17 protein-coding genes and 1 pseudogene are annotated in these 19,423 nt (G+C 60.9%); 9 read left to right on the top strand and 9 right to left on the bottom strand.

Annotated features, from left to right (window positions below; translation table 11 throughout):
• Positions 1 to 23: 23 nt before the first annotated feature.
• The 3 genes from VOM14_RS02690 to VOM14_RS02680 form a co-directional block, all read right to left on the bottom strand.
• Positions 24 to 356, bottom strand: coding sequence for a DUF2322 family protein (locus tag VOM14_RS02690; protein WP_327627110.1), 333 nt, complete (start codon positions 354 to 356; stop codon positions 24 to 26).
• A gap of 176 nt (positions 357 to 532) precedes the next feature.
• A complete protein-coding gene (locus VOM14_RS02685; protein WP_327627109.1) occupies positions 533 to 1,174 on the bottom strand; it encodes a DsbA family oxidoreductase in 642 nt (213 codons plus the stop codon).
• Positions 1,175 to 1,261: 87 nt separating this feature from the next.
• Positions 1,262 to 2,260, bottom strand: coding sequence for an SDR family oxidoreductase (locus VOM14_RS02680; RefSeq protein WP_327627108.1), 999 nt, complete (start codon positions 2,258 to 2,260; stop codon positions 1,262 to 1,264).
• 198 nt (positions 2,261 to 2,458) lie between these two features.
• Here VOM14_RS02680 and VOM14_RS02675 point away from each other — a divergent pair, with 198 nt between their 5' ends.
• From VOM14_RS02675 to VOM14_RS02650, 6 genes are all read left to right on the top strand, one after another.
• Positions 2,459 to 4,294, top strand: coding sequence for a thiamine pyrophosphate-requiring protein (locus VOM14_RS02675; RefSeq protein ID WP_327627107.1), 1,836 nt, complete (start codon positions 2,459 to 2,461; stop codon positions 4,292 to 4,294).
• Positions 4,295 to 4,305: 11 nt separating this feature from the next.
• Positions 4,306 to 5,427, top strand: coding sequence for an enolase C-terminal domain-like protein (locus VOM14_RS02670; protein WP_327627106.1), 1,122 nt, complete (start codon positions 4,306 to 4,308; stop codon positions 5,425 to 5,427).
• A 27-nt stretch (positions 5,428 to 5,454) separates the two neighbouring features.
• The gene (locus tag VOM14_RS02665; protein ID WP_327627105.1) at positions 5,455 to 6,438 is read left to right on the top strand and encodes a hypothetical protein; all 984 of its coding nucleotides are present in this window, start codon (positions 5,455 to 5,457) and stop codon (positions 6,436 to 6,438) included.
• Positions 6,435 to 7,100, top strand: coding sequence for a gluconate 2-dehydrogenase subunit 3 family protein (locus VOM14_RS02660; protein ID WP_327627104.1), 666 nt, complete (start codon positions 6,435 to 6,437; stop codon positions 7,098 to 7,100). Before VOM14_RS02665 ends, VOM14_RS02660 begins: the two co-directional genes overlap by 4 nt.
• Positions 7,090 to 8,733 carry a GMC family oxidoreductase gene (locus VOM14_RS02655; protein ID WP_327627103.1) on the top strand — a complete coding sequence of 548 codons (1,644 nt, stop codon included), beginning with the start codon at positions 7,090 to 7,092 and terminating at the stop codon, positions 8,731 to 8,733. Before VOM14_RS02660 ends, VOM14_RS02655 begins: the two co-directional genes overlap by 11 nt.
• Positions 8,734 to 8,804: 71 nt before the next feature.
• Positions 8,805 to 9,389 (top strand): glutathione binding-like protein, encoded by a 585-nt coding sequence (locus VOM14_RS02650; protein WP_327627102.1) that lies wholly within the window; start codon positions 8,805 to 8,807, stop codon positions 9,387 to 9,389.
• 128 nt (positions 9,390 to 9,517) lie between these two features.
• Here VOM14_RS02650 and VOM14_RS02645 read toward each other — a convergent pair whose 3' ends face one another.
• The 6 genes and pseudogenes from VOM14_RS02645 to VOM14_RS02620 form a co-directional block, all read right to left on the bottom strand.
• Positions 9,518 to 11,065, bottom strand: coding sequence for a methyl-accepting chemotaxis protein (locus VOM14_RS02645; protein ID WP_327627101.1), 1,548 nt, complete (start codon positions 11,063 to 11,065; stop codon positions 9,518 to 9,520).
• A gap of 360 nt (positions 11,066 to 11,425) precedes the next feature.
• Positions 11,426 to 12,127: an OmpA family protein gene (locus VOM14_RS02640; protein ID WP_327627100.1), complete on the bottom strand. Its 702-nt coding sequence runs from the start codon at positions 12,125 to 12,127 to the stop codon at positions 11,426 to 11,428.
• A gap of 52 nt (positions 12,128 to 12,179) precedes the next feature.
• The gene (locus tag VOM14_RS02635) at positions 12,180 to 12,944 is read right to left on the bottom strand and encodes a flagellar motor protein (RefSeq protein ID WP_327627099.1); all 765 of its coding nucleotides are present in this window, start codon (positions 12,942 to 12,944) and stop codon (positions 12,180 to 12,182) included.
• 23 nt (positions 12,945 to 12,967) lie between these two features.
• Positions 12,968 to 14,200 (bottom strand): Crp/Fnr family transcriptional regulator, encoded by a 1,233-nt coding sequence (locus tag VOM14_RS02630; RefSeq protein WP_327627098.1) that lies wholly within the window; start codon positions 14,198 to 14,200, stop codon positions 12,968 to 12,970.
• Between the two features lie 237 nt (positions 14,201 to 14,437).
• Entirely contained in the window at positions 14,438 to 15,859 is a 1,422-nt protein-coding gene (locus VOM14_RS02625) for a hypothetical protein (RefSeq protein ID WP_327627097.1), read from the bottom strand.
• A pseudogene (locus VOM14_RS02620) lies at positions 15,840 to 16,087 on the bottom strand (ABC transporter); the annotation flags it as partial. The pseudogene VOM14_RS02620 and the gene VOM14_RS02625, both read right to left, overlap by 20 nt.
• 374 nt (positions 16,088 to 16,461) lie before the next feature.
• Here VOM14_RS02620 and VOM14_RS02615 point away from each other — a divergent pair.
• The 3 genes from VOM14_RS02615 (at position 16,462) to VOM14_RS02605 (ending at position 19,394) form a co-directional block, all read left to right on the top strand.
• Positions 16,462 to 17,466: a sugar ABC transporter substrate-binding protein gene (locus VOM14_RS02615; protein ID WP_327627096.1), complete on the top strand. Its 1,005-nt coding sequence runs from the start codon at positions 16,462 to 16,464 to the stop codon at positions 17,464 to 17,466.
• A 97-nt stretch (positions 17,467 to 17,563) separates the two neighbouring features.
• Positions 17,564 to 18,550 carry an ABC transporter permease gene (locus VOM14_RS02610; protein ID WP_327627095.1) on the top strand — a complete coding sequence of 329 codons (987 nt, stop codon included), beginning with the start codon at positions 17,564 to 17,566 and terminating at the stop codon, positions 18,548 to 18,550.
• A 46-nt stretch (positions 18,551 to 18,596) separates the two neighbouring features.
• Positions 18,597 to 19,394, top strand: a complete 798-nt coding sequence (locus VOM14_RS02605) for an ATP-binding cassette domain-containing protein (RefSeq protein ID WP_327627094.1) — start codon at positions 18,597 to 18,599, stop codon at positions 19,392 to 19,394.
• The last annotated feature ends 29 nt before the right edge of the window (positions 19,395 to 19,423 follow it).

The following is a 19,423-nucleotide window of genomic DNA, read 5'->3' as shown; positions in this document are numbered from 1 at the left end:
GGCTGAAAATGCCGGATGCGCGCTCAGGCCGCCGCAATGATTTCGATGCGCAACGCCGGCGCGCCTGACGCAATCGCCAGCAGATGATCCACATTCGGATGAGCGCCTGGCCGGTTGCGCGCGTCCAAGGTATGTTCGCCGAATACCGCGAGACCGTGCTCCGCCGCTTCAGCGTTCAGCGTTCCGAACGTCTGCTGCAAATAGTTGTACACAGCAAGCGAGCCCTGCTTGCCTGGCTTGTTCTCGATGCTCGCCACCACCGCGCCTTGCGCGTCGATCAGATCGATGCGCTCGATACCGTCGATAGCGGGCATTTGAGCAAGGTTCTCCTTGAATACGTTGCCTGGCTGAATCACTGAAAGCACTCCTTTTAAGCGGGAAAAATGGACGCGAGGGCCGTTATCTTATCCGATGGGTGCCGTTCGGCGACGCGCGCTCACGCGCGTCCAGCGATAAACGCGGCAGGACTGCGTTGACGTCGTAACGGGCCTGTCGTCGCACAGGCCCAAGCGTTCAAACTGCAAGCGCCGCGTTACGCTTCGGCCAGAATCTGCTGGATGACCTGCTCGAAGGTTTCGACAGGCTGGCCGCCGCTCACCAGATAGCGGCGATTGAAAATGATGGCCGGCACCGAGTCGATGCCATGCGATTGAAATTCCTTTTCTTCGGCGCGGACATCGTCGGCGTAGGCGCCGTTTTGCAGCACTGTGCGCGCCGCATTCGCGTCGAGTCCCACGGACACGGCCGCTTCCACGAGCACGTCATGATTGCTCGGGTCCTTGCCGTCCGAATGATAGGCGCGCAGCAACGCGAGTTTAAGCGGCAACTGCTTGCCTTCGAGACCGGCCCAATGCAGCAGGCGGTGCGCATCGAAAGTGTTATAGACATACAGGCGCGGACCGAAGTCGAAGCCGACGCTTGCGCCGCGCTCGCGAATCATGGCCTGTGTTTCTGCAATCTGCTCCGGCGTGCGCCCATACTTCTTGCCGAGATAATCGACAATCGCCTCGCCCTCTGGACCCATTTGCGGATTCAGCTCGAACGGATGGACGACGATCTGCGCGTCAACCGCATCGCCCAGGCGCGACAAGGCGAGTTGCAGCGACGAAAGGCCGATTGCACACCAGGGGCACGCGATATCAGAGACGAAGTCGATTGTGAGCGGTTTGGACATGACTTTCCTGAAAGCGATGGTGAAACGCGTATTGTCACCGATCCCGCTTTCTTTCGCCTGCCAACCAGGCATCGCATACCGCGCGCTTTACGCGCCGCGACCTTTTCTGATCAAAAGACCGATGCCGCCCGCAATGCCAATGCCCGCCAAAGCACATAAAAAGCGATGATGCCGGACCGCGAACATTTCTCCACTCGCGTCCTTCGACTCGCTGCCAAACCGTCCGTGCGCGCCATAGTCGCCGGGCACGGGATCGAACAGATTGCTGGGTGCATTCGGATCGAGCGGCTCGTCGGTGAGCTGCCCTTCATAACCGGCCTTCGCCAGATATTTGTCGAGCAATCCGGGCGCGACGCGGTTGGCAAGAATCGCCTTCACCGTCGGAAAGCCAACCCATATCTGCCGGCGCTTATGCGTTGCCGCGAAATAGATCGCGCGCGCAGCCACTTCCGGTTCGAAGATCGGCGCGACCGGTTTTGCCTTCCTGCCCATCTTGTTCAGCGACCAGTCGAATTGCGGCGTATTCAGCGCGGGCAGATCGACCATCGTCAAATGGACCTTGAGGCGGTCGTAAATGATCTCGGAGCGCAGCGCTTCGGTAAAGCCGCGAACCGCGAATTTTGCTCCGCAATAAATCGATTGAAGCGGCACTGAACGATAGGCGAGCGCCGAGCCCACGTTGACGATGGTGCCGCGATTGCGCGCGCGCATGCGCGAGAGCGCGGCCATCGTGCCATGCACCTGGCCGAGATAGGTCACTTGCGTGCCTCGCTCGAATTCCTCCGCGGTGAGCTTCGAGACCGGCGCGAAGACAGTGGCCATTGCAACGTTGACCCATACGTCGATAGGGCCAAGCTCCTCTTCCACGCGCGAGGCCGCCTGCTCTACACGTTTCGCATCGGCGACGTCCGTGGGAATGCCTAGCGCACGCACGCCATACCTGCTTTCCAGTTCGCCGACGGCGCGTTCGAGCCGCGCCGTATCGCGCGAGAGCAACGCCACATCGCAGCCATGCCGCGCGAATTCTTCCGCGGCCGCGCGTCCCGCGCCCGCACCCGCACCCGTTATCACCACGACTTTATTCATAACGCGTTCCCTTGCACTGCATGCACATCTCACGTGTGGGGTCCCAGCAAAAAGCGCTCCTGTACCGCAGATGAATTTGAAGAGCGAACTGCACAGCGAATTGGACAACAACACGCGCCCCATCTTTACTGACTGAAAGAACGCGGAACGGGACTTGCAACTGAGTCTGCGTTACAACCTCTTGTAGAGGAGTTGTCCATGTCCACCACTGTCGGCGACTTCATCATCGAACGACTTCAAGCATGGGGCGTGCGCCGCATTTACGGCTACCCAGGCGACGGCATCAATGGCGTATTCGGCGCGCTGAACCGCGCTCAGAGCGAAGCGAAGAAACGTCACAAAGATACCGACCAACCGGGTCCGATCGAATTCATTCAGGTACGTCATGAAGAAATGGCGGCGTTCATGGCATCCGCCCATGCAAAATTCACCGGCGAACTCGGCGTGTGTATCGCGACCTCGGGACCTGGCGCATCGCATCTGATCACCGGACTTTACGACGCGCGCATGGACCACATGCCCGTGCTCGCCATCACCGGACAGCAGGCACGCGCGGCGCTCGGGGGGCACTATCAGCAGGAAGTCGACCTCCTTTCGCTGTACAAGGACGTGGCGGGCGCTTTCGTCGGACAAGCCGCGGTGCCCGCGCAAGTGCGCCATCTGGTCGATCGCGCGGTGCGTACCGCCCTTTCCGAGCGCAAGGTGACCGCGCTCATTCTGCCGAACGATCTGCAAGATCTGCCCTATGAGCCGCCCGCGCGCAAGCATGGCACCTTGCATTCGGGTGTCGGCTATCGCGCACCGCACCTCGTTCCTCATGCAGAAGATCTTCAGCAAGCCGCCGACGTGCTCAATGCCGGCAAGAAGGTCGCGATTCTGGTCGGCGCGGGCGCGCTGCACGCGACAGACGAAGTGATCGCCGTCGCCGAAAAACTCGGTGCGGGTGTCGCGAAGGCGCTGCTCGGCAAAGCCGCGTTGCCCGACGATCTGCCGTGGGTCACGGGTTCGATCGGCCTGCTCGGCACCAAGCCGAGTTACGACCTGATGACCGAGTGCGATACGTTGCTGATGATCGGCTCGGGCTTTCCGTACTCGGAGTTTCTGCCGAAGGAAGGCGCGGCGCGCGGCGTGCAGATCGATTTGAAGGCCGACATGCTGAGCCTGCGCTATCCGATGGAAGTGAATCTCGTCGGCGATAGCGCGGAAACGTTGCGCGCGCTTTTGCCCTTGCTCGAACAGAAGCAGGACCGCGCGTGGCGCAAGACCATCGAAGGCTGGATGGCGAGTTGGTGGAAGACGCTCGACAAACGCGCGCACGAGCCCGGCAAAAACGCAGTCAATCCGCAACGCACCGTGTGGGAATTGTCGCCGCGCGTTCCGTCGAATGCCATCGTCACGAGCGATTCGGGTTCGTGCGCGAACTGGTATGCACGCGACCTGAAAGTGCAGCGCGGCATGATGTGCTCGCTGTCGGGCGGACTTGCGTCGATGGGCGCGGCGGTGCCCTACGCCATAGCGGCGAAGTTCGCCTACCCCGAGCGGCCCGTGATCGCGCTCGTCGGCGACGGTGCCATGCAAATGAACAACATGGCGGAACTCATCACCGTATCGAAGTACTGGAAAGGATGGACCGATCCGCGCTGGATTTGCATGGTGCTGAACAATCAGGATCTGAACCAGGTCACGTGGGAACAGCGAGTGATGGAAGGCGATCCGAAGTTCGAGGCGTCGCAGGACATTCCTTCCGTGCCGTATCACAGGTTCGCGGAACTGATCGGCCTGAAAGGCATTTATGTGGACGACGCTGAACAGATGGGCGCGGCGTGGGACGCCGCGCTCGCGTCGGATCGTCCTGTCGTGATCGAAGTGAAGGCCGACCCGAACATTGCACCGTTGCCGCCGCATATCACGCTCGCCCAGGCAAAGGCATTTGCCTCCACGCTGATGAAGGGCGATCCGAACGAAGGCAGCGTGATCGTGCAGACTGCGAAACAGGTGATTGGCGCGGTGCTGCCGGGTCATCACGACGACTGAGGCGCGCAAAGATGGCCACGCACACGTCGATAAACAGCGACTCGCAAGTACCGGTCAGCGCGGTGCGCGCGAGCGCTTATCGCATTCCGACCGACGCGCCCGAAGGCGACGGCACGTTCGAATGGAATGCGACGACGCTGGTTGTCGTCGAACTGGATGCGGGTGGCCAGACAGGAATCGGCTATACGTATAGCGATTCCAGCATCGTCGCGCTCATCGTGAACTCGCTGTCGCATTGCATCGTCGGCAAAGATGTTGCCGGGATTCGCGCGCACTGGGACCGCATGCAGCGACAGGTGCGCAACCTGGGTCGCGCGGGACTCGCGGCCACTGCGATCTCCGCGCTCGACTGCGCGTTGTGGGACGCGAAAGCCAGGCTGCTCGACGTGCCGCTCGCGCGATTGCTCGGCGCGGTTCGCGAAGAAGTGCCGCTCTACGGCAGCGGCGGCTTCACCACGTATAGCGACCGCCAGTTGCGCGATCAGCTTGCCGGCTGGGTCGAACGCGACGGCTGCCGCTGGGTGAAGATGAAGATCGGCAGCGAGCCCGAAAAGGATGTCGCGCGTGTAAAGACTGCGCGCGACGCTATCGGTCACGCGGGTTTGTTTGTCGATGCCAACGGCGCATTGTCCCCGCGCGATGCGCTGTATTACGCGCGGCAATTCGAACAGCAACAGGTCGCATGGTTCGAAGAGCCGGTCTCATCCGACGATGTCGCGGGCTTGCGCTTCGTGCGCGAACATGCGCCGCACGGAATGGACATTGCCGCCGGCGAATATGCGTATACGTCCGACGATTTCAGGCAACTCCTCGCCGCGCGATCGCTCGACGTCATGCAGGCCGACGTCAGCCGTTGCGGCGGCATCACCGGGTTCATGCAGGCCGCAGCGCTGTGCGACGCGTTTCATATGCCGCTGTCTGCGCATTGCGCGCCCGCCTTGCATCTGCATGTGGCTTGCGCGGCGCCGAGGCTGCGTCATCAGGAATGGTTTCATGATCACGTGCGCATCGAATCGATGTTGTTCGACGGCGCACCTCAAGCTCATGACGGCGCGATCTCACCCGACCTTTCGCGGCCCGGCTGCGGGCTCGAATTCAAACACAGGGACGCGGCACAATACCTCATCGCATAAGCGATAAAACGAAGGAGCCGGTATCGAATGGGCACCCAACGCATATTCGGATTGCTGTGCACGGTGGCCGGCGCGGCTGCGTTGAGCGCCGTCGCCGCGCGGAGTGCAAACAGCGCGAGCCGCGACGCGCACAAAAAATCGACACGCCAGAGCGCATTGTCGAGTTCGACACGACGGTTGCCATACGACACACCCGTGGTCGAGGCGCACGTCGAAGCCGCGCGGCGTTTCAATCACAGTTCCGCGCTGCTCGCGTTCTCCGTGCTGACCGACAGCGCCATGGAACACTACCGCGGCTCCTTCGATAACCCCGCGATGTACACGCCGCTCCTCAGCGCGACGCTTTCCTTGCTCGCCGGTTTGCACGGCGGCGCGGATCGCCGGAAGCAGACGCATCATGTGCGTCATGCGATCTATCGCACTGCGGCCGCAGTCGGTATCGCGGGCACGGGTTTTCACTTCTACAACATCACCAAGCGTCCCGGCAGATGGAGTTGGAACAACCTCTTTCATGCAGCGCCGATCGGCGCGCCGATGGCATTGCTGCTGTCTGGCGGGCTCGGCGCGATTGCGGAACGCTTGCGCGACGAACCCGCGCATGAGCCGCAACTTTTCGGCATGCCCGCAGGCCGCGCATTGGGATTGCTGGTCGCGGCCGGCCTCGTCGGCACGGTCGGCGAAGCAGCGTTGCTGCATTTTCGCGGCTCATTCCAGCATCGCGCGATGTATGCGCCCGTCAGCGTGCCGCCCGTTGCAGCGGCGCTGCTGGTGCATGCCGCGTTGGCGGTGCCGCGCGAGCGCTGGTTCACGCGCGTGTGGTTGCGCGTCACTACCGCGCTCGGTTTCGCGGGCGCGGGATTTCACGCGCGCGGCATCGCGCGTCGCCAGGGCGGATGGCGCAACTGGAGCCAGAATCTGTTCGCGGGACCGCCGCTGCCTGCACCGCCGAGTTTTTCCGCGCTCGCACTCGCGGGCCTCGCTGCGTTGCGTCTGAGGGAGACAGAGAAATGAAAACCGGCAGACCCACGCAAAGAGCAACGCGCTATCCCGGCTATGACGTGCTGAATAAACGCGACACACCGTCATGGGACGAGCCGACGCGCGCCGTGATCGAAGAACGGCTCGCGGTACATCGCGAGCCGCGTTTCTTCGATGCAGTCGAATGGCGTGCCGTCACGTCGCTCGCGTCGCGCATCGTGCCGCAAGCGAGCATGGAGCCGGCCGTGCCCGTTGCGGCATTGCTCGATCATCGGCTTCACACCAATCAGGGCGACGGTTATCGGAATGCCGCGTTGCCGCCGATGCGCGAAGCGTGGCGCACAGGTCTTGCCGCGCTCGCTGCCGAAAGCCGCGAGCGGCACGACCTGCCCTTCGCGAGTCTTGAGAAGGCGGCACAGATTGCGTTGCTCGAACAGATGCAGCGCGGCGAACTCGTTCATGCGGCGTGGCGCGGCATGTCGTCGAAAGTATTCTTTGCCGAGCGCGTGCTGCACGATCTGTGCGGCCTCTATTACTCGCACCCGCATGCATGGAGCGAGATCGGCTTCGGCGGTCCGGCCAATCCGCGCGGTTACGTGCGCATGTATTTCAATCGTCGCGATCCGTGGGAACCCGTCGAGGCAAAGCCCGGAGACGAAGACAAAGCAGCCAGGGAGAATCGCCGTGTTCGATGACGCGCTACATCATCCGCGTGGCAAGCATGGCCGCGCGCCAGATGTGTTCACGCCTGGCGGCTGGGTGCCGATGAGCGAGTATTCGAACGACGACGAAGTGGACTTCGCCATTGTCGGCACGGGCGCGGGAGGCGGAACGCTGGCCTGCCGTCTCGCGGAAAAAGGCTTCAAGGTCGTCGCATTCGATGCGGGCGCATGGTGGCGTCCGCTAGAAGAATTCGCCTCCGACGAAGCGCATCAGCAAAAACTTTTCTGGATCGACGAGCGCATTTGCGATGGCGAAAACCCGCTCAAACTCGGCCACAACAATAGCGGCAAATCGGTCGGCGGCAGCACCGTCCACTTCGCGATGGTCACGCTGCGCTTCAGGCCGGAGTGGTTCAAATCGCGCACGTTGCTCGGCTATGGCGCGGACTGGCCGCTCGATTGGCGCGAGATGTGGCAGTACTACGCGCAAGTGGAAGACGCGCTGAAGATCGCGGGGCCGGTCAACTATCCGTGGGGACCGAAGCGGCCGCGCTATCCGTATCGCGCGCACGAATTGAATGCGGCGGCGATGGTGCTCGCGCGCGGTGCGGAAGCACTCGGCATCGACTGGAGCCCCACGCCGCTCGCCACCTTGTCGGCGCCGCGCGGCAAAGCGCATCCGTGTGTGTATCGCGGCTTTTGTGTGTCGGGCTGCGCGACCAACGCCAAGCAAAGCGCGCTCGTCACATGGATTCCGCGCGCGCTGCATGCAGGCGCCGAAATACGCGACCTCGCTATGGTCGGCCGCATCGAGACGAACGACGCAGGGCTCGCCACCGGCGTCCACTATCTTCGTGAAGGACGATGGCAATTCCAGCGCGCGAAAAACGTCGTGGTGGCCGGCTACGCAATCGAAACGCCGCGTCTGCTGTTGATGTCCGCGAATAGCCGCTTTCCCGATGGTCTCGCGAACAGCTCCGGCCTCGTCGGCAAGAACCTCATGGTGCAGGCCAATCAGGCCGTGTACGGCACCATGGATGAAGAAATCCGCTGGTACAAAGGACCGCCTTCTCTCGCGATCACCGAGCACTGGAATTACGAGGAAAAAGGCAAAGACTTCTTCGGCGGCTATGCCTATATGAGCCAGGGTCCGCTGCCTAACGCATGGTCGGCGTCGCAAAACGGACGCGGCTTGTGGGGCGATGCGCTAGCCGAGGAAATGCTGAGGTACAACCATCAGGCGGGCTTGAAGATAGTCGGCGAAATGCTGCCGCAGGAACGCAACCGTGTCACCCTCGCCGATGAAAAGGACCAATACGGACTGCCTGTTGCACGCGTCACATATTCCAATTGCGAGAACGACAAGCGGCTGATTGCGCATTCGCTCGACTTCATGGAGAAAGCACTCGCGGCGGCCGGCGGCAAAGACATATGGCGCGAAACCGACGACACGTGTCATCTGAACGGCACCGCGCGCATGGGCGATCACCCGGCCACGAGCGTTGTCAATGCGGATTGCCGCAGCTGGGACATCCGTAATCTCTGGGTTTGCGACGGCTCGGTATTTCCGACTGTTGGTGGAGTGAATCCCTCGCTGACCATTCAGGCCATCGCCTGCCGCACCGCGGACCGCATTGCCGCCCTCGCCGCGCGCGGAGAACTTTGAATCTCTCCCAGAGGGCATGGCGGTTGCTGCTAAAAGAAATCGTCAACTGATTTGCGAAGGAGAGGCACATCATGAAGCTTTACTATTCGCCGGGCGCTTGCAGTCTCGCCGATCACATTGCGATGCACGAAGCCGGCATGCATTTCGACCGCGTGCGCGTGGACCTTAAAACGAAAACGACCGAGACCGGGCAGAAGTTCGACGAAATCAATCCGAAGAGCTATGTGCCGACGCTCGAATTCGACGACGGTCAGCGGCTCACTGAAAACGTCGCGATTCTCTCGTGGGTCGCGCAACAGAAGCCCGCGCTGGCGCCGTCGGGCGAGTTAGGCGCGAATCGTCTCATCGAGATGCTGGCGTTTATTTCGACGGAGCTTCACAAGCAGTTCGGCCGCGTTTTCAAACCGACGTCGGATGCGGAAGCGAGCGCCGCGCGCGAAAAAATCGGCCAGCGTTTCCAGCTTGTTTCCACGATGCTGAAAGGCGACTACCTGTTCGGCGATCAGGCAAGCGTGGCCGATGCCTATCTGTTCACCATGCTGTTGTGGGCAAAGAAAGTCAGCATTGAGGTGCCGCAAAAACTGAAGGACTTCGACGAGCGCATGCGCTCGCGCGCTGCCGTGCAATTGGCGTTGAAGCACGAAGGAATCGAATGACGGGCGAGGCCCGGCTCAGCCACCGCGCCACACGCGCGGAATGCGCGGCGGGCGCGATGGCTTCGTTCATTGAGCCGTGAAGGTCAATCGGCGTTCGAAGCGTGTCGCGTCGATTGTCTGCAACGTGATCAAAGACGGAATGCCGACACCGCAGCCGTCATTGATTGCGCCTGATTCTCCAGCGCACTCGCGGCGGCGGCGGCTTCTTCGACGAGCGCCGCATTCTGTTGCGTGACCTGATCCATCTGACTCACGGCTTTGCCGACTTGCTCGATGCCCGCGGTTTGCTCGACCGTCGCCGACGTGATGTCCGCCATGATGGTGGCAACGCCTTGAACCGCGCCTACGATTTCAGTCATCGTATGGCCCGCCTGCGTGACGAGTTCGTTGCCGTGGCGCACGTCGTCGACGGAAGCGGAAATGAGCGCCTTGATTTCCTGCGCGGCGCTTGCGCTGCGTTGGGCGAGCGTGCGCACTTCGCCGGCCACGACGGCAAAACCACGGCCCTGCTCGCCCGCGCGCGCCGATTCGACCGCCGCGTTGAGCGCGAGAATGTTGGTCTGGAACGCGATGCTGTCGATCATGCCCGTGATCTCAGCGATCTTGTGCGAGCTTGCGGTGATCGCGGTCATGGTCTGCACGGCGCGCTGCACGACGTCGCCGCCACGCTGCGCGACATCGGCGGCGCTCGATGCGAGCGTGCTCGCCTGACGGGCGTTGTCGGCGTTCTGCTTCACCGTGGAAGTCAGTTCTTCCATGCTCGCCGCGGTTTCTTCGAGCGATGCGGACTGTTGTTCCGTGCGGCTTGACAGGTCGAGATTGCCCGCGGCGATCTCGCGCGCGCCGCCGTGAATCGCTTCGCAATTCACACGCACATGCGACACCGTGTGCGCGAGTCCGGCCTGCATGCGCGACATCGACGTGAACAGCTGGCCGATTTCGCTCCTGCTGCCTTCGGGAATAGACGTGGTCAAGTCATTGCCTGCAATCCGGTCGAGTACTTTCGATGCCTGTTGCAAGGGGCGAATCACAATGGTTCGCAAGGCAAAATGCGTGGCGACGATCAATGCCAAAGCAAGCGCGACACCCGTGACGACCATGGTGACGATCCAGCCGTATTCGCGTTCGTTCCGCGCCGCCGCGTCCTTTGCGAGCGCGCCAGCGAGGTTCTGGAACTTCTCCACGTTCGCCGAATAGACCTGGCCCGCCAGGGTAATGTCGTGATCGTTGATGGCCACATACGCATCAGTATCGCCATGCTGGAGTGCTTCGAAAGATTTTTTCAGCGTCGCGGCCAAGGCGTTGGACGCATCGACGAGTTGCTGTTTCAGCGCATCGTCCTGACCCACGAACCGGGACGACGAAGCGAAAGCACGCGTTTCGACGTCCGCGCGATCCAGCGTGCGCTGGGCGCTGCCGAGCGCGGAATCGCGCGTGGCGATATCGTTGCGCTCCTTTAGCGCCGCGTAAGCACGCGTGAGCGCGGCGCGAGTGCGCGTGCTGTCCTTATACCCGTCGTTGGCCAGAATCTCCTGAGTGGCAATCTCCTGCAATTGCTGGGCATTCTGGTTCGAGCGTCCGAGAGCGAATACACCGACCACGCCCCCAAACATGATCATCGCGGCAAAGACGATCAGCACTGCAAGTAAGCTATTTTTTACAGTCAAATTGCGCATGCTTCCGGTGTCCCATCATTGTCTATCTTCTTGTTCGATCCCCAAGTTCTTTAACGGCAAAAGAAAAGCTGACTTGAGTACCGTGGCCCGACAAACCGCGCAAGCGCCGGCCAGCATTGACCGGTGACTTCCTTACGCATCTTTACCGGCAGACGGACTGTGGCGCACAATCTCGGCGCAAGAGAAGCCGATCCGGCCTGTGTTCCTGTTTTTGGGCGCAGAGTCCAGTACGAGCTGGCCTGGCATCTTCGCGGTGGGCAACGTGCGCAGCGGCCCGGTCAAGCGAATCGCGGCGGCCGTGGGGAAGGCGCGGCCGCGATTCAATCGCTTCACCCGTAACTTGCACTGGACGCGCGACGCTCAATATTCCACGAGTATCGTGACGCGGCGATTGGCGGCGTTTGCCGCTGCGTCGTTGCCGATAACCAGCGGGAAATTATCGGCGCGACCTATTGCGGCCATTCGATGCGATTCGATGCCTTTGTCTACAAAGAAGCGCACCACGGCTCCGGCGCGCGCAGAAGACAGTTCCCAGTTGGATTCGTACTTCACTGTCGAAATGGGCAAACTGTCCGTGTGCCCTTCCACGAGAATGTTATTTTTCGCGCGCTCGCGCAGTACCCTCGCGATCTGATCGAGCACGGCGAACGACTCGGGCAAGAGACGCGCATCGCCCGAATTGAAGAGCACCTTGGCATTGATCGCGATTTCCACGCCTTGCGGCGTAGGCGAAATCGTAATGCGGCGATTGTCCTGCAACGGTTCGAGCAATGAGAGAAGCTGCTTTTTCGAAGCCTCTTTTGTATCGTCTTTCGCGTTCGGCGTGGTAGCGGCCGAATTGACGTCGACAGCTTCCTTCACCGGATGATGTTGCAGCGTCTTGATCTGAAGCTCACTGTTTTTCGCGAGTTGCAAAACATAAAGCGCGAGGAACAGCACCATTAATGTAGTGATCAGATCCGCGTACGAAATCAGCCAACGGTCCGACTGTTCGCCACTATCGTGGTCGTCGTGCCCGGTTCTGTCCGACGCGAGACGCTTGCTGCCAGAAGATGTGCTCATACATGCAAGTCCGCTATCACTATCAATTTACGCTTGGCTTTTTTCCACGCGATTAGCCGAGCAATTCGGCGGACCGTTCACGCACGTCGCCGGCCAATCGGGTTTCGATTGTATGCGGCGATTCCTTGCGAGAAATGGCGAGCAGGCCGTCGAGGTACAAGCGCCTGAAACGCAGCTCGCTGTCCACTTGCGCGCGAATCTTTCCGAATAGCGGCAAAAACACGAGGTTGGCCAATGCAAGGCCATACAGCGTGGCGACGAAAGCGACCGCGATGCCTTGCCCCAGTTGCGATGGCTCCAGCATGTGACCCGTCACCTGAATCAGTCCCAGCACCGCGCCGAGAATGCCGAATGTCGGGGCATAGCCGCCAGCCTGCTGCCAGATGCGCGCAGCCGCCATGTGATTGCGCTCGTACGCGTCCACTTCGCGTTGCAACGCATCTTCGAGCACGGCCGTCGATACGCCGTTGGCCAGCAACTCCAGGCCTCGTTTGGCAAACGGGCTAATGCCGCCGGCTTCAATCGACTCGAACACCAACATGCCGTTCAGCTTCGCCTGATCGCCCCATTCGAGCAGCACGGAGAGACTTTCGCGATCCACTTGCCGCGCCTTCACGAAAGCAAAGCGCAATAGCTTCATACCGTCATAAAAGCGCGCCCACGTGTTCTGGATCATCACCGCCCCGAGAGTACCGCCCAGAACAATGACAAACGCCTCCAGTTGAAACAGCGACGTGAAATGCCCGCCTTCGAGCGAGAAGCCCGCGACGATCGCGGCGAGGCCGAACACCGCGCCAAATACAGTCAAAAGATCCATACGTCCTCGCAATTCAGGCGTGATTACTCAGCCACAACAGGGTTCGCTTGCGCAGACTTGAGCGCTCGCACCGTGTCGATGAATCGCTGTTCGATCTCGACAATCTCGACCGGGTCGATCTTGATCTCGCGACGCATGACCCACGACACCTCTTTCTTTCTCGCTTCCGTCATGACGGATTGAAGACGCTCGTCGATCGGCTGCCCTGCCGAAGCAGACAGCAGTTTCGCGAGATCGTAGGTATCGAAAGCGCTAACCGCGTCGAACAGTGTGCGCTGATCGACGAACTCCAAATCGTCGAGCGACTTCAGCTCGCTCGCGCCACGCGCCGTGCGTCGCGTGAAATAGCTGAGCCCCTTCTGTTCGACGTAGCTGAGCACCTTCGTCTTGCGAAACGCAAAGAGGTCTTCCGCGATTTCCCCGTGTGAAAGCTTGTTGAGAATGACTTTTCTGTCGACGCCGATCAGCGCCTCCAGATCGTCCAGCTCGATCAGTTCCAGCTCTGTGCTGATGGAAACGTCGAGATCGTGATCGGCCACCTGTTGCGCGCGTTCCGTGATTCGCACCGGATCGAACGTGACGAGTTGGCGGCCCGCCGCGCCATCGCTCGCCGAATATCGTCCGGACGTGTTATTCAGCCGCTCCGAGCGGCCCGCTTCCATCGAGACGAGATTGAGCTTCTCCATGCGCTTGAGCATGGCCATGACGTGCGGGCGCGAATGACCCGCAATTGCGCCGCACTTCTTGATGACTTCGGAAAGCGGAATCGAAATCTCTTCGTTTTGCGGACGGCGCGCGCGTGCGTCGAATCTGTCGGCGACTTCGGCGCCGGCCATCAACGAAAGAACATGCGCATAGGAAAGCACGCCGGGGAGAAAGTCGGCGTGCGTATTCGTCGCGAGAATGTCGTCCTTCTTCTTGACGCGCCGGATCATCGTGCGCACGATATGGCGCAGCAGCGGCGACACGCGTTCCAGTTCTTCTTCGACAATGCCGCCCGCGACGGCCGTCAATTGGCAGAAGCTCAGCGCCTTGGCAGTGTGTGCTCGCGGCTCGGGCGGCAACAACGACGCCTCGCCGAAGAATTCGCCCTTGCCGAGCGTGGCGAGAACAACTTTCTTCTCATCGCACTGGGTTGAGATTTCGACCTTGCCGTCGGCAATGACGTAGATGACCGCGTCGGCCACGAAGCCTTCCGAATAGATGACTTCTCCCGGCGCCGCCGTGCGCGTCCATGGCGAGCGTTGCTGATTCACGATGAGTACCCCCGATGAGCTTTTTGGTCCAGCGCGTGCCGTTGTTCAAGCACGAGTCAGTTCGACGGTCTGACTTGTTTCATTGATTGGATAACGACAAGCCCTTCCCAATCTTTAATACAGGGAAATGTTCAGGGAATTGCGCAAACGTTTGCTAGACGTGAGGCTGCGGCAATATGGGCACTATGCTTTTCAACGCCTTACACGCGTCATGCAATGCGCTGACGTCGAGCCGCTTTAATGGTTTGGCGTTTGCCCGTCCGTCTTCGCCGTAATCGAATCATTGGGTGGTCGCGAGTGGATGGCTTCGGCAGAGTTCTGGCCGGATGTCTCGACGCGTCCCTGTCGCGCTGCTGTTGCAGAAGGTGCACCCATCGAACAGGCTGTCCAGCAATGGAATGCACTCGAAAGAGAGGAAGAGACGGCACGACTACTATCGCTGCAAGAAAGGATGACAAGCGCATCCGCAGGGCGGCAGACAGCCGGCTCTCGAGCAGTCTGATCTACAACCAGCACAGGATAGGGGATCTGCGACTGATCGCTCAGCATCAACTCCGTTGTCTCGTTCCAAGTTGGAAGCGCATCACTCAGTTCACTTTCAAAAAGTTTCCCTGTCAATTTGGCTTTCCAGCTCACGTAGCACTCGACGCACATATCAGGAACGAATGCGCGATCATCCGACTGGAGCCCGGTGAGATTAGCAGGCGGAGCAACCGGGACATTGCCAAGTACCGAGTTGGTGAGCCACACGCCTAGTTCAGCGTCGCTGATCGGCTGCCACCACGCACCGTTAGTCGAGATCTTCGCTGAATGTGACGAAACCGCACCATTTGCGGCGTATTGGTAATCGACTGCGAGTACACGAGCAAGTCCACCAATTAACGTACTTGCCGGTTCGCTATACTGGAAATGCTTTACGCGCCCACGCTCATCGTACGCGATACTCGCCTGACCGCTATTACCCGCTATCTGCGTCGCGCGGTTCTCGGCGTTGCGTTCGAGGGTCCGCATTGCCCAACCCGATACGGCGTCCTGCGTCGTCGCGATATCGCCACGCGCGTCATACGTGTACGTCCAGTCTTCGGTCGTCGCACCATTCCGGACGACAGTAGCAGACAGAAGACGGCCCGCCGGATCGTAGCGCGCCCCGACGGTCGTCTGATCGGCCGCCGCAACCGCCTGCATTCCCTGTTCGCCCGTCAGGTCGGTTGTCTGCCACTCTGCGTAGCCGGTGACGTTACCTCCTGTGTCGTAAACGAACGCCCTGATCTTCCCAGGTGTCGCGACCAGATGCGGGCGCAGTGAATTGCTGTCACTGTACTCAATGGTCGTTACTGTCTTGCGGCCAGCAACAGTTGCAAATGCTTTCGTTGGCCGATTGGCGCTGTCCCACGTGTATTGTGTATTGCCATCCGGGGTTGTTCTCTGCTTCAGGTTCCCCGATGTATCCCATGTGCGTGACACCGTGCCACCGGGAGTATCAATAGAGCCGGGACGCGACGTATCGCCAACATTAAACGAGTATGTGGTGTTGCCAGCCAGGTTGCCGACCGTTGTTGTGCTCGAGCCGTAACTCAGTGAAACATTACGCGCCGTGTCGGGATGAGTGACGGAGATCGCACGTCCATTGGAATCGTAGGTCCGTGTCCTTGCCCGCATGCAGCAGCACGACCTTGTCAGCGAACGTCATCGCTTCGATCTGGTCGTGCGTGACATACACCACGCTCGCCTTCGCGAACTGCTTGTAGAACCGCGCGATTTCGATGCGGGTCTGGCCGCGCGGTGTTGCGTCGAGATTGGAATGCGGTTAGTCGAGGAGAAACACGCCCACTCGCTTACGATGGCCCGGTCAATCGCCACCCGCTGACGCTGGCCGCCCGACAGTGCCGATGCGATGTTTCATCGCCGGCAAAACTCGTGGTCCGCGCCTCGACGGGCGCACCCCGCGCATGCTAAAACGCGCGAAAACGCGCGGCCAAACTTTCGCTCTGCTTTCAACACAGCCAGGACTTTCCCGAAGCCGCGCTGTTCGACGCTGCGCTGCACCACTGCCCTGCGAGCCTTACCGCATAAGCGTTTTCGCCTGATCCGACACGGCGGCTCCGTCCTTTCTTCGTCAACAGCGTTGCTTGACTCGCCTCCTCGCGCCTGCTGTACTAAATCAACCAAAGTGATTTAGGCGCTCGACTCCGACCCGGAGTTCGCGCCCATGCATCAGCCGCAGTGCAGAACGTCGTTGCCAATCACCGGAGGAGCGTCCCATGAATCTGAATTCCCGCAGGCTTCCTGTCGCCAGGAAAATCGTGTCGATGTGCGTCGCGGCATCGGCGGTATGGTGTGCGAGCGCGAGCCAGGCGGCCGACCAGCCGGTCGTCGGCCTCATCACGAAGACCGACACCAATCCGTTCTTCGTGAAGATGAAGCAAGGCGCCGAAGCGGCCGCGTCAAAAGACGGCGCGAAGCTGATGACGGCCGCCGGCAAGTTCGACGGCGACAACGCGAGCCAGGTCACCGCGATCGAAAACATGATGACGGCCGGCGCGAAAGCGATTCTGATCACGCCGAGCGACACGAAGGCGATCGTGCCGAGCATCAAGAAAGCGCGTGCCGCCGGCGTGATGGTTGTTGCGCTCGACACGCCGACCGATCCGCAGGACGCCACCGACGCGCTCTTCGCCACCGACAACTTCAAAGCCGGCGTGCTGATCGGCAAATACGCGAAGGCCGCGCTGAGCGGCAAGCCCGCGAAGATCGCCACGCTCGATCTCGCGCCCGGCGTCTCGGTCGGCGTGCTGCGTCATAACGGCTTCCTGGAAGGCTTCGGCGTGAAGGAAGGCGATCCGTCCATCGTATGCAGCCAGGACACGCGCGGCGATCAGGCGAAGGGCCAGACGGCAATGGAAAACTGCTTGCAGAAATCGCCGGACATCAACGTGGTTTACACGATCAACGAACCAGCGGCGGCGGGTGCCTATCGCGCGCTCAAAGCTGCGGGCAAGGATAAAAGCGTGATGATCGTGTCCATCGACGGCGGCTGCGAAGGCGTGCGCAACGTGAAGGCCGGGGCAATCGCCGCGACCTCGCAGCAGTATCCGTTGAAGATGGCCGCGCTCGGCGTGACGGCGGGCGTCGACTACGCGAAGACCGGCAAGAAGGTCTCCGGCTATCAGGACACGGGCGTGACGCTGATCACCGACAAGCCGATGTCCGGCGTCGACAGCAAGGACACCCGATTCGGTCTCGACAACTGCTGGGGCAACAAGTAACGCCGGTTATAACGTGTATTGAGCGGCGGCCCGCGTCGGGCCGCCGCATGATCTGCCGCGTGGCGCCTGCCACGTTCATGTATCGAGGGAATTCATCATGTCGACTCCTTCCGCGCCCGCGGGCCAACCGCGCCATCTCTCCGACCGCTTGCCCTCGCTTGCCGAGATCGGGCCGCTCATTGCACTCCTCCTGGCCTGCGCATTTTTCATCTCGCAGAGCACGCGCTTTCTGTCGTTCCAGAATCTCTCGCTGATCCTGCAACAGACCATGGTCGTCGCGGTCATCGCAATCGGCCAGACGCTGATCGTGCTGACGGGCGGCATCGATCTTTCATGCGGCATGGTGATGGCCTTCGGCTCGATCATCATGACCAAGTTCGCGGTCACGCTCGGCCTGCCGCCCATCGTCGCGATTCTCTGCGGCATCGGCGCGAGCATGTTGTTCGGCATGCTAAATGGTGTGCTGATCACGCGCATCAAATTGCCCGCATTCATCGTCACGCTCGGCACGCTGAACATTGCGTTCGCGCTCACGCAGATCTATTCGAATGCGGAAAGCGTGTCGAATCTGCCCGACGCGATCATGTTCTTCGGCAACACGTTCAAGCTCGGTCCCGCCGATGTCACCTACGGCACCGTACTCACCCTGCTCATGTATCTGGCCACATGGTTCGTGTTGCGCGACACGGTTCCCGGCCGGCATCTGTATGCGCTCGGCAATAACGCGGAGGCCGCGCGGCTCATGGGTTTGTCGTCGCAGAAGATCCTGTTGACCGTGTATACGCTGGCCGGCGCGATCTACGGCATTGCGGCCTTGTTGTCCGTATCGCGTACCGGCGTGGGCGATCCGCAAGCGGGGCAAACGGAAAACCTCGACAGCATCACCGCCGTGGTGCTGGGCGGCACGAGTCTTTTCGGCGGACGCGGCTCGATTTCCGGGACGCTGCTCGGCGCGCTGATTGTCGGCGTGTTTCGCAATGGCCTCACCCTGATCGGCGTTTCTTCGGTGTACCAGGTATTGATCACCGGCATGCTGGTGATTCTCGCCGTCGCCGCGGATAAACTTTCGCATCGCCGTGGTTAAGCGCGCCTGAACCCGCAAATCGCACACATCTTGCATGAGGCCCGTCATGTCGACACCTACTTCCGCTTCTGCCGCGATGCCCGTTCTGCAGGCGCGCGGACTCATCAAACGTTATGGCAACGTGACCGCGCTCGACGGTTGCGATTTCGAAGTGCTGCCCGGCGAGATTCTCGCCGTGATCGGCGACAACGGCGCGGGGAAATCGTCGTTGATCAAGGCGCTGTCCGGCGCGACCGTGCCGGACGAAGGCGAGATTCTCCTCGACGGCAAGCCCGTCAAATTCCGCAGCCCGCTCGATGCGCGCGCGCAAGGCATCGAAACCGTGTACCAGGAACTCGCGGTCGCGCCGGCCATGAGCATCGCGGAAAATCTTTTTCTCGCTCGGGAATTGCTGAAGCCCGGCTGGCGCGGTTCGATCTTCAAGATGATCGACAAACGCCGCATGCTCGAAGAAGCGACCGCGCATATGAAGGGCCTGCAAATCGGCATCCGTTCGATGCGTCAGGCGGTCGAAACGCTTTCCGGCGGTCAGCGCCAGGGCGTTGCGGTGGCGCGCAGCGCGGCGTTCGCGCGGCACGTGGTGATTCTCGACGAGCCGACCGCCGCGCTCGGCGTGAAGGAAGGCAACATGGTGCTCGAACTGATTCGCCGGGTGCGCGATCGCGGACTGCCGGTGATTCTCATCAGCCACAACATGCCGCACGTATTCGAGGTCGCCGACCGCATTCATATTCAGCGGCTTGGCCGGCGCGCCGCGCTCGTCAATACGAAAGACGTGCATATGTCGGAGGCGGTCGCGATCATGACCGGCGCAAAAGAAGCCGACGTCAAGGCGATTGCATGACGCAGGCTTCCTTCTGAGCGGGGTCACGA

The organism is Paraburkholderia sp. MPAMCS5 (assembly GCF_036016995.1).
Classification (GTDB): domain Bacteria; phylum Pseudomonadota; class Gammaproteobacteria; order Burkholderiales; family Burkholderiaceae; genus Paraburkholderia.
This window is presented reverse-complemented; position numbering and strand designations above follow the sequence as displayed.

Coding starts and splice junctions, on each gene's coding strand:
- VOM14_RS02685 (WP_327627109.1), bottom strand. CDS start 1,174: ATGTCCAAACCGCTCACAATCGACTTCGTCTCTGATATCGCGTGCCCC.
- VOM14_RS02680 (WP_327627108.1), bottom strand. CDS start 2,260: ATGAATAAAGTCGTGGTGATAACGGGTGCGGGTGCGGGCGCGGGACGC.
- VOM14_RS02675 (WP_327627107.1), top strand. CDS start 2,459: ATGTCCACCACTGTCGGCGACTTCATCATCGAACGACTTCAAGCATGG.
- VOM14_RS02670 (WP_327627106.1), top strand. CDS start 4,306: ATGGCCACGCACACGTCGATAAACAGCGACTCGCAAGTACCGGTCAGC.
- VOM14_RS02665 (WP_327627105.1), top strand. CDS start 5,455: ATGGGCACCCAACGCATATTCGGATTGCTGTGCACGGTGGCCGGCGCG.
- VOM14_RS02660 (WP_327627104.1), top strand. CDS start 6,435: ATGAAAACCGGCAGACCCACGCAAAGAGCAACGCGCTATCCCGGCTAT.
- VOM14_RS02650 (WP_327627102.1), top strand. CDS start 8,805: ATGAAGCTTTACTATTCGCCGGGCGCTTGCAGTCTCGCCGATCACATT.
- VOM14_RS02645 (WP_327627101.1), bottom strand. CDS start 11,065: ATGCGCAATTTGACTGTAAAAAATAGCTTACTTGCAGTGCTGATCGTC.
- VOM14_RS02640 (WP_327627100.1), bottom strand. CDS start 12,127: ATGAGCACATCTTCTGGCAGCAAGCGTCTCGCGTCGGACAGAACCGGG.
- VOM14_RS02635 (WP_327627099.1), bottom strand. CDS start 12,944: ATGGATCTTTTGACTGTATTTGGCGCGGTGTTCGGCCTCGCCGCGATC.
- VOM14_RS02625 (WP_327627097.1), bottom strand. CDS start 15,859: ATGCGGGCAAGGACACGGACCTACGATTCCAATGGACGTGCGATCTCC.
- VOM14_RS02615 (WP_327627096.1), top strand. CDS start 16,462: ATGAATCTGAATTCCCGCAGGCTTCCTGTCGCCAGGAAAATCGTGTCG.
- VOM14_RS02610 (WP_327627095.1), top strand. CDS start 17,564: ATGTCGACTCCTTCCGCGCCCGCGGGCCAACCGCGCCATCTCTCCGAC.
- VOM14_RS02605 (WP_327627094.1), top strand. CDS start 18,597: ATGTCGACACCTACTTCCGCTTCTGCCGCGATGCCCGTTCTGCAGGCG.